This window comes from Paraflavitalea soli (assembly GCF_003555545.1).
Classification (GTDB): Bacteria; Bacteroidota; Bacteroidia; order Chitinophagales; family Chitinophagaceae; genus Paraflavitalea; species Paraflavitalea soli.
In genome coordinates this window covers 6,344,960-6,361,310 of sequence record NZ_CP032157.1, presented here as the reverse complement: position 1 = coordinate 6,361,310, position 16,351 = coordinate 6,344,960, and the positions used below count along the sequence as shown (strand labels likewise).

At 47.0% G+C, this 16,351-nt stretch carries 14 protein-coding genes; 3 read left to right on the top strand and 11 right to left on the bottom strand.

Features of this window, described 5'->3' with window-relative positions; genetic code table 11:
* Positions 1–34: 34 nt before the first annotated feature.
* The 4 genes from D3H65_RS24350 to D3H65_RS24335 all read right to left on the bottom strand — a co-directional run bounded on the left by D3H65_RS24350 (position 35) and on the right by D3H65_RS24335 (position 6,601).
* Positions 35–1,387, bottom strand: coding sequence for a peptidylprolyl isomerase (locus D3H65_RS24350; RefSeq protein WP_119052802.1), 1,353 nt, complete (start codon positions 1,385–1,387; stop codon positions 35–37).
* A gap of 158 nt (positions 1,388–1,545) precedes the next feature.
* The gene (gene infB / locus D3H65_RS24345) at positions 1,546–4,605 is read right to left on the bottom strand and encodes a translation initiation factor IF-2 (protein WP_162915794.1); all 3,060 of its coding nucleotides are present in this window, start codon (positions 4,603–4,605) and stop codon (positions 1,546–1,548) included.
* Between the two features lie 197 nt (positions 4,606–4,802).
* Positions 4,803–6,050 (bottom strand): transcription termination factor NusA, encoded by a 1,248-nt coding sequence (gene nusA, locus D3H65_RS24340; RefSeq protein ID WP_119052800.1) that lies wholly within the window; start codon positions 6,048–6,050, stop codon positions 4,803–4,805.
* 86 nt (positions 6,051–6,136) lie between these two features.
* Positions 6,137–6,601, bottom strand: coding sequence for a ribosome maturation factor RimP (locus D3H65_RS24335; RefSeq protein ID WP_119054643.1), 465 nt, complete (start codon positions 6,599–6,601; stop codon positions 6,137–6,139).
* Between the two features lie 282 nt (positions 6,602–6,883).
* Between D3H65_RS24335 and D3H65_RS24330 the strand changes: the two genes are divergently transcribed.
* Positions 6,884–7,141, top strand: a complete 258-nt coding sequence (locus D3H65_RS24330) for a DUF4834 family protein (protein WP_119052799.1) — start codon at positions 6,884–6,886, stop codon at positions 7,139–7,141.
* Positions 7,142–7,234: 93 nt separating this feature from the next.
* On the opposite strand, the gene D3H65_RS24325 is transcribed toward D3H65_RS24330, so the two are convergent.
* From D3H65_RS24325 to D3H65_RS24315, 3 genes are all read right to left on the bottom strand, one after another.
* Positions 7,235–7,861, bottom strand: a complete 627-nt coding sequence (locus D3H65_RS24325) for an HAD family hydrolase (protein WP_119052798.1) — start codon at positions 7,859–7,861, stop codon at positions 7,235–7,237.
* Between the two features lie 234 nt (positions 7,862–8,095).
* A complete protein-coding gene (paaE, locus tag D3H65_RS24320) occupies positions 8,096–9,187 on the bottom strand; it encodes a 1,2-phenylacetyl-CoA epoxidase subunit PaaE (RefSeq protein ID WP_119052797.1) in 1,092 nt (363 codons plus the stop codon).
* 6 nt (positions 9,188–9,193) lie between these two features.
* Positions 9,194–9,784: a TetR/AcrR family transcriptional regulator gene (locus D3H65_RS24315; protein WP_119052796.1), complete on the bottom strand. Its 591-nt coding sequence runs from the start codon at positions 9,782–9,784 to the stop codon at positions 9,194–9,196.
* A 295-nt stretch (positions 9,785–10,079) separates the two neighbouring features.
* Here D3H65_RS24315 and D3H65_RS24310 point away from each other — a divergent pair, with 295 nt between their 5' ends.
* Positions 10,080–11,006 (top strand): PfkB family carbohydrate kinase, encoded by a 927-nt coding sequence (locus D3H65_RS24310; RefSeq protein ID WP_119052795.1) that lies wholly within the window; start codon positions 10,080–10,082, stop codon positions 11,004–11,006.
* 117 nt (positions 11,007–11,123) lie between these two features.
* On the opposite strand, the gene D3H65_RS24305 is transcribed toward D3H65_RS24310, so the two are convergent.
* Both D3H65_RS24305 and D3H65_RS24300 read right to left on the bottom strand, forming a co-directional pair.
* On the bottom strand, positions 11,124–11,666 hold the full coding sequence (locus D3H65_RS24305) for a hypothetical protein (protein ID WP_119052794.1): 543 nt from the start codon (positions 11,664–11,666) through the stop codon (positions 11,124–11,126).
* A 30-nt stretch (positions 11,667–11,696) separates the two neighbouring features.
* Entirely contained in the window at positions 11,697–13,412 is a 1,716-nt protein-coding gene (locus D3H65_RS24300) for a lamin tail domain-containing protein (RefSeq protein ID WP_119052793.1), read from the bottom strand.
* A gap of 438 nt (positions 13,413–13,850) precedes the next feature.
* Between D3H65_RS24300 and D3H65_RS24295 the strand changes: the two genes are divergently transcribed.
* Complete coding sequence (locus D3H65_RS24295) at positions 13,851–14,858, top strand: aspartate-semialdehyde dehydrogenase (protein WP_119052792.1); 1,008 nt, start codon at positions 13,851–13,853, stop codon at positions 14,856–14,858.
* Between the two features lie 111 nt (positions 14,859–14,969).
* Here D3H65_RS24295 and D3H65_RS24290 read toward each other — a convergent pair whose 3' ends face one another.
* Both D3H65_RS24290 and D3H65_RS24285 read right to left on the bottom strand, forming a co-directional pair.
* The gene (locus D3H65_RS24290; protein ID WP_119052791.1) at positions 14,970–15,638 is read right to left on the bottom strand and encodes a DUF2461 domain-containing protein; all 669 of its coding nucleotides are present in this window, start codon (positions 15,636–15,638) and stop codon (positions 14,970–14,972) included.
* Positions 15,639–15,756: 118 nt separating this feature from the next.
* Positions 15,757–16,317, bottom strand: coding sequence for a helix-turn-helix domain-containing protein (locus D3H65_RS24285; protein ID WP_119052790.1), 561 nt, complete (start codon positions 16,315–16,317; stop codon positions 15,757–15,759).
* Positions 16,318–16,351 lie beyond the last annotated feature (34 nt).

Genomic DNA, 16,351 nt, shown 5'->3' with positions numbered 1-16,351 from the left:
AATCCTATTTTCTATCAACCATAAGTGTTTACACCTATTTAACAGCCCTTGCTGCATATTGATACCAATGGCTAAGGTTGGCGCAATGGGTGAAATCGCTGTCTACCATGAGGTAGTAAGAGGGAATCTTGGAGGCGAACCACTTTTCGAGTGCCTGTTGTTTTTTCATTTCGAGGGCTCTTGTAGCCACCCTGTCATAATCATCTTTCAGGTTTTCGCGGTGTGGTTGTGTTCTTGATTTGAGGTAAACGATACGGACACCCTGTTTTTTGCGTTCATCGGTGAAGGTGGTTGGTTTTGAGAAGTCGCCCACTTTCATATTGGTCTTCCCCATCATTTCCACCATTTCTTTGTCGAGCTGGTCGATGGTTACGGGAGGGTGCATACCGCCTGTGAACTTTGAGTTTTCGTCGTCGCTGTATTTGTTAACGGCCTCACCAAAGGTAAGGGTACCGGCTATGAGTTTGGCGCGGACAGTATCCAGCCTATCAACGGCTTCGGATATTTCGGCATCGGTTATTTTGGGAATACGAATGATGTGGCGCACAATGGCATCGTCGCCGGAGCGGCTTTCCATGTATACGATGTGGTAACCAAATTTAGATTTAAAAACGGGAGAAACCTGTTTCTCTTTCAAACGGAAAGCGTTGTTGAGAAATGTGGGGTCCCAGTTTTTCTCGGTACGATTGATGGCCATGCGACCACCTACTTCCTTGGTACCATCTTCTGTATACAATCTTGCGAGGGTCTCAAACTTTTGTCTTCCCGACTCCACCTGCTGCTTAAAGTCGTTCAATTCTTCCATGACCAGTTTTTCCAGGTCGCGGCTGGGTTTGGGATATATAACGATCTCTCCCACTTCCACTTCGGATTCATAAAACAAGAGGCTGTCTTTAGGTATTTTGTCCCAATATTCTTTTACTTCCTGTGGGGTGATCTTGAGGCCGCCAACGATCTTATCGCGCATATTTTCGGCCATTTTACCTTCTTTGATGGATTGGCGGAAGTCTTCTTTGATCTGGTAAATAGTACGGCCTGCAATTTGCTCGAGGTTGTCCTTGCCGCCGTACATCTGGATGAAGGCGCGGATACGGTTATCCAGGAGGGCTTCGAGTTCATCATCGGTTACCAAGAGGGAGTCTTTTTCAGCCTGTAATACGAGGGCTTTCATGCCGAGGATCTGCTCCAGGATATAACATTCAGCATTGTCGGGAATTGCTTCCTGGCGGCGCTGTCTGTCGAGGATCTCATTGTATACGTCGGAACGTAATATGATCTTATCCCCTACTATACCTACGATCTTATCTGCTACTACTTTACGGGGGGCCTGTGCAAACGCGGCAGTTACCAACAAGAGGGCAGCAAATACGGTTAAAAGTTGCTTCATATTAATCAGGATAAACCCAAAAATACCTTTTGGGCAAGACAATTAAGGACAGGGTGGTTGTTATTTAACAAAAATTTGCCGGATACAATCGGGGCCGAGGAAGTATGAGTAAAAATAAGCAGTGAGCCACCTTTGAAAGGTGACCCACTGCTTATTTTTTATAATGTTCTTTTAACTTCTTCTTCTTCAAAGGCTTCGATGATGTCACCTACCTGAATATCACTAAAGTTCTTCACGGTCAGGCCGCACTCCATATTGGAGGGAACTTCTTTGACATCGTCTTTAAAGCGCTTGAGTGAGGCGAGTTCGGCGCTTTGGCCTTCGCCTTTGGGATAGGCAACGATACCGTCGCGGATAACGCGGATCTTCGAGTTACGCAGGATCTTTCCATCGAGTACATAACATCCAGCCACGGTAGCTTTATCAAATTTGAATACGTTGCGCACTTCGACATTGGCGATGATCTTCTCCTGTATTTTGGGTTCCAACATCCCTTCCATGGCGCTCTTGATCTCATCAATAGCGTTGTAGATGATGGAGTACAGTTTGATTTCCACGCCCTCGCCTTCTGCCAGGCGTGCTGCCTGTGCTGATGGACGTACGTTGAAACCAACGATGATGGCATCGGAAGCGGTGGCGAGCAGTACATCACTTTCTGTGATGGCACCCACGCCTTTCAATACAACGCTCACTACGATCTCCTGGGTAGACAGTTTCTGCAATGAGTCGGTCAAGGCTTCTACGGAACCATCCACGTCGCCCTTGATGATGAGGTTCAACTGTTTAAAGTTGCCCAGTGCCAGACGGCGACCTATCTCATCGAGGGTAATATGTTTCTTGGTACGAATACCTTGTTCACGCAGGATCTGTGCGCGGCGGTTGGCCACTTCTTTGGCTTCGGCCTCATCGACATACACTTTGAATTTCTCACCAGCCTGCGGAGCACCGTTCAGCCCCAGGATGAGCACTGGTGTAGATGGAGGTGCGTCGTCCACGCGTTTGTTACGTTCATTGAACATGGCTTTAACGCGGCCAAAGTGCTGACCGGATACAACCAGGTCGCCCTGTTTGAGGGTACCATTCTGTACGAGTACAGTGGCCACGTAACCACGGCCTTTATCGAGGGTAGCTTCAATGATGGTACCACTGGCTCCCTTGTTGGGGTTGGCCTTGAGGTCCAGCAATTCGGCTTCGAGCAATATCTTTTCGAGGAGAATGTCTACGTTGAGGCCTTTTTTGGCGCTCAGTTCCTGGCTTTGGAATTTACCACCCCATTCTTCCACGAGGAGGTTCATGCCAGCCAGTTGTTCATAGATCTTCTTGGGATTTGCGCCGTCTTTATCGATTTTATTGATCGCAAAGATCATGGGCACATTGGCAGCCTGTGCGTGGCTGATGGCCTCACGGGTTTGTGGCATTACGGCATCATCGGCGGCTACCACAATCACGGCAATATCGGTGACTTTGGCACCACGTGCACGCATGGCGGTGAACGCTTCGTGACCCGGGGTATCGAGGAAGGCGATCTTTTTGCCATTTGCCAGGGTAACTTCATAGGCACCGATGTGCTGGGTAATACCTCCGGACTCACCGGCCACCACATTGGCGCTACGGATATAGTCGAGCAAAGATGTTTTACCGTGGTCAACGTGACCCATGATGGTTACAATGGGGGCGCGTGGCAGGAGGTCTTCTTCATTGTCTTCTTCTTCCTCTTCCTCCATTTCCATTTGCTTCTCCATATCGATGAATTCGACATCATATCCAAATTCATTGGCTACGAGCTCAATTACTTCTGCGTCCAGGCGCTGGTTAATAGACACCATCAGGCCGAGGCTCATACACTTGCTGATCACTTCTGCAAAGTTGACATCCATGAGGGTAGCGAGTTCGCTTACACTGATGAATTCGGTCACCTGCAGCTTGTTGTCCTGCATATCATCGGCGCCCTGATCGGCATGTTCCTGGCGTTTTTCGCGACGGTATTTAGCTTTCAGGCTCTTACCGCGACCACCGGTACCGGCCAGTTTGGCCTGGGTTTCGCGTATTTTATTCTGGATCTCTTTTTCGTTGATCTCTTTAGGCTCGCGAGTAATGGTGGGACGACCTGGCCGGGGACCGCTGTGGCCTCCACGGTTCTGACCACCCCTGAACTGACCACCACCCTGGCCTTGCTGACCGCCATGGCCTTGCTGGCCATGTCCACCGCCCTGCTGGCGTTGCTGGGTTCCTTCGGGCTTTTTGAACAGGTGTTGAGCACGTTGCTGCGGGGTTTGGGTATCCTTCTTTTCAATGGGGATACGTTTGCGCTTGCGTTTTTCATCGCTGTTGGCACCTGCTGCCGCGCCGCCCTGATTCTGGGGCTGGGGCTGCTGACTTTGCAGCTTGGGACGATTGTCGCCACCTATTGGTAACTGGATCTTGCCGAGGATCTTGGGGCCTTCCAGTTTTTCGGCTTTAATATTTTCTATAACGGGTCCGGTTTCTTCTTTTTCTTCAATTACTGGTGCTACAGGCGCCTTAGGTTCTTCTTTGGTCTCCACGACTACAACTTCGGGTACTTCGGCCACGACCTCTTTTTCCTTAACCGGCTCTGATTCTTTTTCCTTCTCTTCCTTCTTTTCCGGCTTTGATTCTTCTGCTACAACGGGCGGCTCTACTTTTTCTTCGGGCTGCGGCTCTGGCTTTATCTCTTCTTCTTTCTTCTTAACATTTTTCTTAGGCCTTGTAGAAGAGTCTATGGCAGAAAGATCGATCTTGTCAAATACTTTAGGCCCTTCTATTTCAGGGGCTTCGGCTTTTATCACCTCAGGTTGAACAGGCTCTTCCACCACGGGTTGCGGCGGGGCTACCACTTTGGGCTCTTCTACCACTACAGGCGGCTGAGGGGGCAATTCTTCTTTCTTCTCTTCCTTCTTTTCTTCTTCTTTTTTAGGAGCCGGTGTATCTTTTTTGAATACAATGGTTTCCTCTTCTTTCTTTTTCTTGGCCTCCAGGCTTCCTTTTGGAAGATCGATCTGGTCACTCTTCAGCTTCGCCACCTTATCGCTCTGGAACTCCTGTTGCAAAGCACGATACATATCCTCCGACAGTTTTGACGTAGGCTTCAGTTCGTCTTTGTCAAATCCCTTGCCCACCAAAAAGTCCACCAGTGTTTCTTTACCGATGTTAAACTCTTTGGCCGCGGCCATTAATCTGGGTGTTAATAATTCTGCCATTCGTTATTGTAAGACAATTTTTTGTTTTGTTTGCTGTCTGGCAATGAAAATTAATCAGTCAAACAGGCAATAAAGGTCATAAAAGTTCATCAATCTTCAGGCGTCATAAAATCATTTCCTGAATATACTTTGCAAATGTGCCACAAATTAGGCCAACTGCATGGTTTAAACTTCTTTTGACCTGCTCAACATCTCAACTATTCTTTGTCAAACTCTGCTTTCAACACTTTCCGTACTTCGTCGATCGTTTCTCTTTCCAGGTCGGTTCTGCGTTCCAGCTCTTCGGCGGTCAGGTCGAGTACGCTGCGGGCGGTATCGCAACCGATGCGCTTGAACTCATCGATGATCCAGGTTTCGATCTCGTCGCTAAATTCTTCGAGGTCGATGTCGAATTCCTGGGGTTCACCTTCGGTATCACGATAAACGTCTATGCTGTAACCAGTTAGCTCCTGCGCCAGCTTAATATTTACCCCTTTTTTACCGATTGCCAGGGATACCTGGTCGGGCTTGAGGTAGACATTTGCCTGCTTCTTTTCGTTGTCCAGCTCCATGCTGGTAATTTTTGCGGGCGTTAATGACCGCTGGATAAGGAGTTGAATATTATTGGTCCAGTTGATAACATCGATGTTCTCATTTTTCAATTCGCGTACGATACCATGGATACGGCTACCTTTCATACCTACGCAGGCACCTACGGGATCGATACGGTCATCATAAGATTCTACAGCCACTTTAGCTCTTTCACCGGGTTCGCGAACGATCTTTTTGATAACAATCAAGCCATCAAATATTTCCGGCACCTCAATTTCCAGCAATTTAGCCAGGAAAGAGGGAGAAGTACGGGAAAGGATGATGACGGGTGAGTTATTTTTTAGTTCTACTTTCTTTACTACGGCGCGGGTATTTTCTCCTTTTTTGAAGTAATCCTGGGGTATTTGCTCAGATTTGGGTAAGATCAGCTCATTGCTTTCTTCATCGAGCATAAGGATCTCTTTTTTCCATACCTGGTATACTTCAGCGCTGATGATATCGCCTACACGGTCACCATATTTTTTAACAAGTACGTTCTTTTTGAGGTCACTGATACGGCTGGCCAGTGTTTGTTTGGCAGCCAGGATGGCGCGGCGACCGAAATCGAGGATATTCACTTCCTCATATAATTCTTCCCCCACTTCAAAGTCGGGGGCTACTCTCACGGCTTCGCTGTAGGCCACTTCTGCGAGGGGGTCCTGTACAGAGCCATCTTCCACAATAGTACGGCGACGCATGATTTCCAAGTCACCCTTTTCAGCGTTTACGATAACGTCAAAATTTTCATCGCTGCCAAACTTCTTGCGCAGCAATGTTTTAAACACGTCTTCTACCACTTTCATCATTGTGGGACGGTCAATATTTTCCGCTTCCTTAAACTCCTGGAAAGCCTCAATCAGGTTAATACTTGCCATATACTACATTTTTAAACTTGTTCACCGGAATATGGGTCCTCTTCTTTTCGCCGTATAGGGGATTGCAGGGGACGAGCCTCCGGGGCTTAAAACACTATTTGAATTTTAGTTGATTTTATTGTGTCAAAAGGTAAGCGGTGCAAAATCACTTCTTTCTTCTTGTTCTTTCCTTTGGTCTCTTCTATTACAATCTCCGTGTCATGCACTTCGAGCAGCTTTCCGTCTACTTTGATACCATCTTTCAGCAATACTTCTACAAGCCTGCCCGCATTTTTTTTATACTGGCGAAACATTTTGAGGGGCTCATCCAGTCCGGGTGAGGAGACTTCGAGGGAAAAGTCATCACCGGGGAAAATAGCAGCCTCTTCCAGTTTTTTGTATAAAGCGCGGTTAATGCTAATACATTTTTCAATTGTAATACCGTTGTCTCCGTCGAGGAAGACCTTTACATTGTTGGTGGGCTTGATCCTTATTTCCACCAGGAAATGTACGGGATCGTCGGCCAATATATCCAACACCATTTTTTCAATCGTCGAAACTTGGGTGTCCATAATCATAACCAGCATAGGAAATAAAGAAGGGAACGGACCCCGTTCCCTTCTCTTTTCATCTTTTTCCAATGCAAATGTAAGGTAAATAATATATTCACTCCAAATCCTGAATATGTGGGTGGTGAGTGGTCAATTGTGAGTTGTAAGGCTGAGTTGGGGTTGCGGAGCTTTTTTGGGCTTTGGCACCTCACGATCAGGCACTTTATTCAACAAAACCCGGCGCTGGGTTGTTGTAGTCTTTAACAGTTATTTCAATCTTTAGATAGTACATTTGCAAATATTATGTTACGTGTTATTCTCTGGATATTGCTTGGTTATTTCGTGTACAGGTTTGTATTCAACTTCCTGTTGCCCATTTTCAAGGTTTCGCGACAAATGAGGCGGCAGGTGAGAGAATTCCAACACAATATGCACCAGGCTCAAAACCAGTCGCATCAACAGCAACAGCCATTCCAGTCATCCGCCAAGGCCCAGCAACGGCCTACGCCCGCCCCCCAGGAAAAATCGGGTGATTATATTGATTTCGAAGAGATAAAGTGAGAAAACAAGCTGCGAGCTTTGAGCTGCGAGCTACGAGCCCTTATTGGCGTAAATTGTTCACTACCTCTTGTCTACGTTTTTATAGCGGATAGCTCAAGAGAGTAATTTTTCACCTATTTCCAGCACTGTTTTACCGGGTTCGAGGTGGTAACCTTGCATACCGGCAGCCCTGGCTCCTTCCACATTGACGAGGGCATCATCAATGAATAAGGTTTCGTGGGGTAGCAGCTGTGCATCCTGCAGCACATATTCAAATGCTTTTACATCGGGCTTACGCCGGTTGATGTTGTGTGAATACCAGGTTTTTTCAAAAAGGGTATCGAGGAGGTTTCCGCCGAATGCATCACTGTAAGTTTTCTGAAAAGCGGTGAGGTGGATGGCATTGGTATTACTGAAGAGGAAGATCCTGTAGTTCTTTTTCAGGCGGATGAGCAATTCAATGCGTTCTGCCGGAAAATCGCGCAGCATGGCATTCCAGCCAGCAATCACCGCAGCCCGTTCGGCCCGAATGCCTGCCAGGTTTTGTAAAGCAGTAATAAATTCATCGTCATTGATACTGCCCACTTCATATTCCCTGAAGAAGGAAGCGGCATGGCCCAATGCAAAAAGGTCTTTAAAGTTCTTCACGCCCATTTCGGTGAAGGCAGTCTCTGTTTTCTGCATGTCGAGGTTGAGGAGTACGCCTCCGAGGTCGAAAATGATGTTTTGGATCTGTTGCATGGATCAAAAATAAGGCAATGAAGAATACAGAATACAGGATATAGGATACTGAAGAATACACGTTTGCTTCGATAGCGGATCTCTCACTGCGCTACGCTTCGTTCGAGATGACAAAGAAGGGTGGCTTCCCTCGAGATGACAAGAAGAGTGGCTTCGTTCGAGATAACAAAGAAGGGGGCTTCGTTCGAGATGACAAAGAAGGAAGATCCGAGATGACAAAAAGGGTGAATCCGGTTAACGGGCGTCGAAATCGACGGTCACTTTTTCGGTGCGGGGGTGGGATTGGCAGGTGAGTATGAAGCCCTGTTCTATTTCTTCGGGTTCCAGGGCATAATTAATATCCATTTCCACCTGGCCTTCGATCAGCTTAGCACGACAGGTGGCGCATACACCGCCTTTGCAGGCAAAGGGAAGATCGGCGCCTTGTTGCAGTGCTGCATCGAGGATGGGCTGACCATCATATTTCAAATCAAAATCAAAGGCAATGCCATCGAGCTTAACGGTTACCTGACTCATTTTGCCGGAGGCCTGAGTCGGGGGTCCGGAGACTGAGGTCCGAAGGTCAGATACCTGATTTCCCTCTCCAGGTGTAGAGAACAGCTCAAAATGTATTTTCTTTTTTTCTATCCCTTTTTCTTCGAGCCATTCTTTTACTGAGAAGATCATGGATTCGGGTCCGCATATAAAAACCTCGTCCATGTCTTTCATACGGATGAGTTTTTCGAGTTGTATACATTTTTCCCTGTCAATACGGCCATGGTTCACAGCTGCGTCGGTTTTTTCCCTGCTCAGGATATGGTGGAGGGTAAAACGGTCGATGTACCGGTTTTTAAGGGCTTCCAGTTGTTCTTTGAAAATAATGGAGGTACGGTTGCGGTTGCCATACACCAGGGTGAAGCGGCTTTGGGGCTCGGCAGCCAGGGTGGCTTTAATTATGGATAGAATGGGGGTAATGCCACTACCGGCGGCGAAAGCCAGGTACTGTTTTTTGTGGGTAGGGGCCAACTCGGTAAAGAATCTGCCACTGGGGGGCAGGACTTCGACGCTATCGCCTTTTTTCAACTGGTTGTTGGCCCAGGAGGAAAACCTGCCGGCATCTACTGCTTTGATGGCCACGCGCAGTTCATTGTCGAAGGGGCTGCTGCAAATGGAATAAGAGCGGCGTATTTCCTCGCCATTGAGGGAGGTTTTGAGGGTAATGTTCTGCCCTTGTTTAAATTGATAGGCCTGCTGCAAGGCCTCGGGTACCTGAAAAACAATGGAAATACATTCGGGGGTTTCCTTTTGTACGGCAGCGATGGTTAGTGTATGAAAATGGGTAGCCAATCGGAGTTATTTTTTCAATCCTTCCACGAGGATCATGACCATATTGTCTTCCAATACATTGCCTTCAATCTTTTTGGTACTGCGATGCCAGGATTCAATGCCACTTACGGCATGGAGCATGATCAATACGGCAGTAGGGGCATCGATATGTTTTATTTCGCCTTTACGGATGCCCTCTTCAATGACGAGGGCAATCTTTTGGCGGTAAGCACGACGCTGGCTTTGCATGTTTTGCATGTAAGGCTCGGTGAGGTGTTTCCATTCCCGGTCGCTCACATATACTTCCTCATAGTGTTCTACCATTTGGCGGATATGGAACCGCAGGATCTCTTCAATTTTGGCGATGGCGGACCGCTGGCTGTTATCGACCTGCTCAATGTGGGACATGAACTGGTTGGCTACTTTAAAGCAGATCTCCTGTAATATTTCGGCTTTTGAGCTGATATGGTTGTACAGGCTGGCAGCTTCTACACCAACGTGTTCGGCCAGGTCGCGCATGGAAGTTGCGCTGAAACCTTTTTCACGAAACAATTTAGCAGCCTCGGCAATGATCACTTCTTTGCGGGTGCTGTTCCTGTTGCTTTTAATTTTTGCCATATGCGGATAATACCCAAAGATAACAAAAGTGCTAACACCCGTTAGCGAAAAAATCCAAATTATCCATAAAATGGATAAAGATTGAGACTAACGAGCATGAGCTTTGGCCTTTTTTCCGGATTATTATAGCTGGAGGGCTGGCTTTATGGCGCCGGCCGGAGGGAAAAGGCGGCCAGGTGTTGGTACAGGCTTGAATTGGCAACAATTAAATAAGGCATGGGTTTCATAGCCTCCGGATTTTCGTGTAGGTTTGCGCGCTGATCATTATAAAATATTCTAAACTTCAAATTACATTATGTCTTTGATCTCTGTAGGTACGATGGCCTTTGATGCTATTGAAACACCATTTGGCAAAACAGACCAGATCATAGGTGGTTCGGCCACTTATGTAGCTTATGCTGCCAGCAATTTTGTGCAGCCCATTAAGCAGGTGTCTATCGTAGGCTTCGATTTCCCGAAGGAAGAAATGGACGAATTGACAAAAAGAGGGGTAGAACTGGACGGTGTGGAAGTAGTGGCTGACAAGAAATCTTTCTTCTGGAGTGGCCGGTATCATATGGACATGAATACGCGGGATACGCTGGTTACAGACCTTAATGTATTGCTTGACTTTGATCCTGTATTGCCTGAATCGTACCAGGGAGCAGAATTCCTGATGCTGGGCAACCTGGACCCGGTGATCCAAAAAAAGGTGATCACGCAGTTGAAAACGCGCCCCAAGCTGATCGTAATGGATACGATGAACTTCTGGATGGAAATAGCCATGCCGCAGCTGGAAGAGACGCTGAAGCTGGTAGATGTGCTGATGGTGAATGACAGTGAAGCAAGGCAGTTAAGCGCGCAGTTCTCGCTGGTAAAGGCAGCCAAAGAGATCATGAAGATGGGACCTAAATACCTGATCATTAAGAAAGGGGAGCATGGCGCGCTGTTGTTCCATGGAGACCAGGTGTTCTTTGCGCCTGCGCTGCCGCTGGAAGCGGTGTTTGATCCTACAGGGGCCGGTGATACATTTGCCGGAGGTTTTATGGGTCATATAGCGCGTACGCGTGATATCTCCTTTGAGAATATGAAGACTGCTATTATTGTTGGCTCGGCGATGGCTTCTTTCTGTGTAGAGAAGTTTGGTCCGGAAAGGCTGAAGGAAATTACGCAGGCAGATATTGATGAGCGCATCCAGCAGTTTGTGAGCCTGGTGAATTTTGATATAGAGCTTACGCATTAATAAGATCACTAACTCCCTATAAAAAGGGTGAGCCGCCATTGGAAGGCGGTCCACCCTTTTTCTTTTTACTCCGCCTTCAATAAGCGGTTCATTTTTTTATTTATACTATTTCGAAGTTTATTCCAGAGTAACTCCCACACTTACGCGTGTGCCATCATAAAACAGGTTGAGTGTAGTAGGTTTGGTTCCGTTGGGAATTTTATATACCACGGAAGAAAGGTCTTTAGTGGATTCGGGCTCCACATTCACACTGGTACCAGTTTCCTGGGTGATGTTATTGCCATTATCGAGGGTAAGCCGGGATTCACTGGATACTAAATATACATTGTAACCACCCATTGCCGCTTTATTGGTCACTTCAATGTCAAAGGTGAATTCAATACCTTCAGATTTGCCATCGGGATCCTGCAGGGCAACAGCTTTTGCATTTTTAATCTTCACAAAAGCTTCTTTTTTCTTGCCCAGGAATGCGGTGTCGGGCGAAAAGGTCACTTTATAGGTTTTGGGTTCATTGGCAGCAGGCTTGTTTTCAGCAGCAGGAGTAGATTGTTCTGCTGCAGGGGTAGTAGTGGTATCACCAGCGGCCTCTTTCGCTTTGTCTTTACAGGAGAACAGGGCCAGTACTGATACGGTTGCAATGGAAAAGAATGTCTTTTTCATGTAGAAGATGGTTTTAATTTTTAATATTAGTTATAACCGGCGAATTAATGTTACAGTATTTCTGATTTTTTTTGTTTTGCCCTGGGTATTAAATATTTCTGCGTACATGATATAGGTACCTACGGGCAGGCTACGGCGGTTATTGTCCAGCCCATCCCATCTGAAAACGCCCTCCCTGCCCAAGGTTGCATTCCTTGCCAGGTGGCGTACGGCCCTTCCCGAAGCATCAAAGAACGTGATATTGGTAACATAACCAGGCTCTGTCATCTGGTATTGGATGGTGGCAAAGTCATCAAACCCATCATTGTCGGGCGAAAACAGGGTGGGTGTGATAGTGACCATGCCTTTTGCCTGGAGATCGGCCCTGAACTGAGAATTGCGGTAACCGGGGGTACCGAACCCTGCTGTAGAAGCGGCCGACATCCAGTTGTGGCTATCCTGTGCCGGTTTGCTATAATCTATTCTTTCCAGGGCAACGCCCTCCTCATCAGTGATCAATGAGAAATGCCATTTCCTGTCATATTGCAATTCATCTATTGGCGCTCCCTGCCAATCAATCAGCACGAGGGTGCCTTTGTCATCGGGCAGGGAAGGCAGTGATGAAAGCTGTATCACAGCAGCAGGGTCTTTAACGTTGTATTGCTGTTGCAGCCAGGCGCCATCTTCGGTTACTACCATGTATTCGCCTGGAAAAAACAAGCGGGATTCGGCAGACAGTTGCTGCATTCCGGATAACACGCCTGCTGCAGAACGATTGGCCACATACAATTGTTTAAGATCAACCACTTTTCTGCTACGATTGTACAATTCTATATAATCAGATCCGCCAGACGGAGGGTCAAATAACAATTCATTAATAATAATGGCCTGGGTATCTGCCGGCACGGGCAGCCCGGCTTTGGCAATGTTCATCATACCGATGGCATTGGCACTGCAGTCTGTCAGTTCTTTTGTTGTGAGCTGGTATACTTCGTTTGGGTTGAGAGGAGCTGCCAGTTTTAATACCACTTCATGGAAGAGGGGCGCCAATGGTACGGCCGATACGGGATGGCCTATGGTATGGCTCAATGTATACCGGTGTGGGTCAGCAGCAGCAGTACTGTCCAGCGACTCATCAAATACAGCTACCAGGGTAATGCTGTCGATGGTATAGGTTCTCAACAAAGCAGGGGGCATTTCATCATGGTTGTTGCCGGCTACAGAGTTTTCCCTTCCGGGTGATCCGCCATGAGGATCAACAGAAGCCTTCCAATTAGCAGCGCCGGTGCAGGGATTGCGTGGGTCAACCATTTCGAGGGTCCAGCCACCGGCTGCTTTCAGGGGATTGCGATACCATTGATCGGTGTAAGCCACGGCATGTATGGTATTGCCCTCGGGAGCATAGAGGGTAATGATGTCGGCATCATTATTCAGGGAGGGGAAATTACTGACGCCTATTGTAGTGCCCATCGTTGAAAACAGGGGTACTGCTGAGTTAGGACATATGATCACAAAGCTATCGACCCCGATATCAACATTGGCCTGGATGGTAGCGGTAGCAGTGCCATCGCTTAGCTTCCAGCCTTTGAGGTTGATGGTATGCCCGGAGACATTTTTCAATTCTATAAATTCATTATTGGGCAGGGCTACGGGAGGTGAAGGATCGGGAAACAGTTCGGTCATTACGATATCAAATGGCCGGGAAGTTTGTGCACGAAGCATGGCGATGGGCGCCAGCAATAATACAGCAAGCAGTTTTACAGTCATTGGTTATTATAGTTTTTCAAAAGGACATGACGGTTAGCATGAACCGCGATTGGAAGAATGAAAATACGCATCAGACATTATATAATAAAATAATTTGTTGAAAAGCAAGCTACGAGCAAAAGGCAGGTTGCTGATTTGGCGGCTACTGATTGTTAGTTTTATTATTGTTGATGAGGAGGTGGGTATTTTCATGGATTTTTAATAAAAATTTGTGGATTCTGTATTTGCTGCCTACTTTTGCTCCTCGCTATGCAAAAATTAATGAAACATACAAAGCGCACGAAGAAGCATTCCAGACATTGGGAAGGTTGAGTACTGCTTTGTATAACAGGATATTCAAAACGGCCTTCCCACCAGGAAGGCCGTTTTGTTTGCAATATGCCGGCGAGAACGATCAAGGACTTTATTGTTAAACTATAAACAAGCAATCAACAAACCATGAAAGTTGCAGTAGTAGGCGCCACAGGTCTTGTAGGCACTAAAATGTTACAGGTATTAGCTGAACGTAATTTCCCGGTTACAGAACTCCTTCCGGTAGCTTCTGAAAGATCAGTAGGCAAGGAAGTTGAGTACAGGGGTAAGCAATACAAGATCATCAGTATGACGGATGCTATTGCAGCCAAACCTGCTGTGGCCATTTTTTCTGCAGGTGGCAGTACTTCACTGGAGTGGGCCCCTAAGTTTGCGGAAGCCGGTATTACTGTCATTGACAATTCCTCGGCCTGGCGTATGGACCCTACCAAGAAACTGATCGTTCCGGAGGTGAATGCTGATGCATTGGGTAAGGAGGATAAGATCATTGCCAATCCGAATTGCTCTACTATTCAAATGGTGGTAGCGCTGAATCCGCTGCACAAGAAATATAATATTAAACGTATTGTGGTATCTACTTACCAAAGTGTAACGGGTACGGGCAAGAAAGCAGTGGATCAACTCATGGGAGAACGCGCCAAAGCAGAAAAAGGCAGTAATGGAGAATATCCCATGGCTTATAAATATCCCATTGACCTGAATGTAATTCCGCAGATCGATGTATTCCTGGAGAATGGTTATACCAAGGAAGAGATGAAAATGGTAAATGAGACGAAGAAGATCATGCGCGATGATACTATCCGGGTCACAGCCACCACGGTACGTATTCCGGTAATGGGCGGGCATAGTGAGAGTGTGAATGTAGAGTTTGCGGATGACTATACGCTGACAGATGTGAGAAACCTGTTGAGCAGCGCACCAGGGGTAGTGGTGGTAGATGAACCAGCAACACAACAATATCCGATGCCGATGGATGCGCACGACCGTGATGAGGTATTTGTAGGCCGCCTGCGTCGTGATGACACGCAACCCAATACGCTGAACCTTTGGGTGGTGAGTGATAACCTGCGCAAGGGAGCTGCCACGAATGCAGTACAGATTGCGGAGTACCTGGTATCCAAAAACCTGTTGTAATATATTCAAAGGGAACGTATAGCCATACTCCCGGTCCCGCCCCAAAAGGCGGGGCTTTTTTATACTACTCAACGGGTGAGCCGCCTTAGAAAGGCGACCCACCCGTTGAGTTTATTCGTCGAGGGCGCGGTTGAGGAATGTCACTAAGGGTTGCAGGGCCTCAAAGGCTGCTACGGTTTTCTTGACCAGGGCATCAGAGGTCAGGTCGCTGTCTTTGAGCTGTTCCATGGCCAGCCAGCTTTTGAGTTTGAGGTATTCAGCGGCCGGATTGTCTTTTTCAAAGCCCTGGGGCACCCGGGCCAGGGAATACTCCTCCCCCTGGTCTAAGGTTCCATATATGTCCCGGAATTTCTTATTGGCCAGGATCTTTTTAAATTCATCAAAGCAGTAATCTATTTCCTGGCGTATTTTCTTCACTTCCGGGGGCATGGGCATCCAGATACCTCCACCGACAAAAGCTTCACCGGGTTCGCAGTGAAAATAATAACCGGCATAAATGGATTTCTTACCACCGCGGTTGATACTGGCGCCGAAATTGGTTTTATAGGGGCTTTTATCTTTTGAAAAGCGAACGTCGCGGTTGATACGGAACATACAGCTTTTGGCTGTCAATTCTTTAATGGTAGGATCCTGTTTACCGTGTTTATCAATGACGGTCTGAATGAATTGTTCGAAGTTTTTTTTAGCGGCTTCGTATTGGGGGCGGTGGGCGTCGAACCAGGATTTATCGTTGTTCTTTTTGAGGTCTTTGAGAAATTTGATGGTGGCTGGCAGCAGCATACTTTTTTTATTTTAAAGGTATGGAGCTGTATTGAGTGGCCCAAAAAAGATAAGTGGTGTGTAGATGCTCGCTCACATCTGTACACACCACTTATACTAGATTTTCCGGTAGCGGGGTTTAGATCCTGCCCCAGTTCTCACCACTTTTAATGCGGTACATCGTCATCTCACTGACGCCATATTTTTCCGCTAATTTTTTAATGGTGATCTTCCGGTTCTTGTCTGTAAGGACTTTTTTGATGCTCTTCACCTGGTTAGCATTGAGCTTAAGACCTTCGGTGCGGTTGGCCTGCACCTTTTTGTAAGCGATCTTAGCCGGGCTGTTTTGTTGGTGAGAGATCATTTCTTCCAGTGAAGCCCATTTAAGGTTTTTCACTGTGTTGTCGAGCTTGTTGTGATTCAGGTGAATCACATACTTGTTTTTCGCCGAAGGTTTGCCGAGGAATAGCCTGGCAATCTCACGGTGAATGTAGAGGGTGCCATTGTTTCCGGGTCTGTGCAGGTTCAACGTCCGGTAACCGGTAGTTAATGAACCTTGCAACAATTTACCATCTTCAATAACATCGTCTGTGTAGCTGGCTATGCGGCCGTGTGACGACAGCGCATACTTTTTTCTAAGGTGCTTCCAGCCTGGAAACTGTAAAGGTTTCCACACCTCGTTGGGGAGTTTTTTTATCATCGCCTTTTCCTTTTGGCTAAAGTTACAAAAGAAA

What these genes read in the sequence shown, in the direction of transcription:
- D3H65_RS24350 (WP_119052802.1), bottom strand. Translation starts at nt 1,387, where the DNA reads ATGAAGCAACTTTTAACCGTATTTGCTGCCCTCTTGTTGGTAACTGCC.
- infB (WP_162915794.1), bottom strand. Translation starts at nt 4,605, where the DNA reads ATGGCAGAATTATTAACACCCAGATTAATGGCCGCGGCCAAAGAGTTT.
- nusA (WP_119052800.1), bottom strand. Translation starts at nt 6,050, where the DNA reads ATGGCAAGTATTAACCTGATTGAGGCTTTCCAGGAGTTTAAGGAAGCG.
- D3H65_RS24335 (WP_119054643.1), bottom strand. Translation starts at nt 6,601, where the DNA reads ATGGACACCCAAGTTTCGACGATTGAAAAAATGGTGTTGGATATATTG.
- D3H65_RS24330 (WP_119052799.1), top strand. Translation starts at nt 6,884, where the DNA reads ATGTTACGTGTTATTCTCTGGATATTGCTTGGTTATTTCGTGTACAGG.
- D3H65_RS24325 (WP_119052798.1), bottom strand. Translation starts at nt 7,861, where the DNA reads ATGCAACAGATCCAAAACATCATTTTCGACCTCGGAGGCGTACTCCTC.
- D3H65_RS24315 (WP_119052796.1), bottom strand. Translation starts at nt 9,784, where the DNA reads ATGGCAAAAATTAAAAGCAACAGGAACAGCACCCGCAAAGAAGTGATC.
- D3H65_RS24310 (WP_119052795.1), top strand. Translation starts at nt 10,080, where the DNA reads ATGTCTTTGATCTCTGTAGGTACGATGGCCTTTGATGCTATTGAAACA.
- D3H65_RS24305 (WP_119052794.1), bottom strand. Translation starts at nt 11,666, where the DNA reads ATGAAAAAGACATTCTTTTCCATTGCAACCGTATCAGTACTGGCCCTG.
- D3H65_RS24300 (WP_119052793.1), bottom strand. Translation starts at nt 13,412, where the DNA reads ATGACTGTAAAACTGCTTGCTGTATTATTGCTGGCGCCCATCGCCATG.
- D3H65_RS24295 (WP_119052792.1), top strand. Translation starts at nt 13,851, where the DNA reads ATGAAAGTTGCAGTAGTAGGCGCCACAGGTCTTGTAGGCACTAAAATG.
- D3H65_RS24290 (WP_119052791.1), bottom strand. Translation starts at nt 15,638, where the DNA reads ATGCTGCTGCCAGCCACCATCAAATTTCTCAAAGACCTCAAAAAGAAC.
- D3H65_RS24285 (WP_119052790.1), bottom strand. Translation starts at nt 16,317, where the DNA reads ATGATAAAAAAACTCCCCAACGAGGTGTGGAAACCTTTACAGTTTCCA.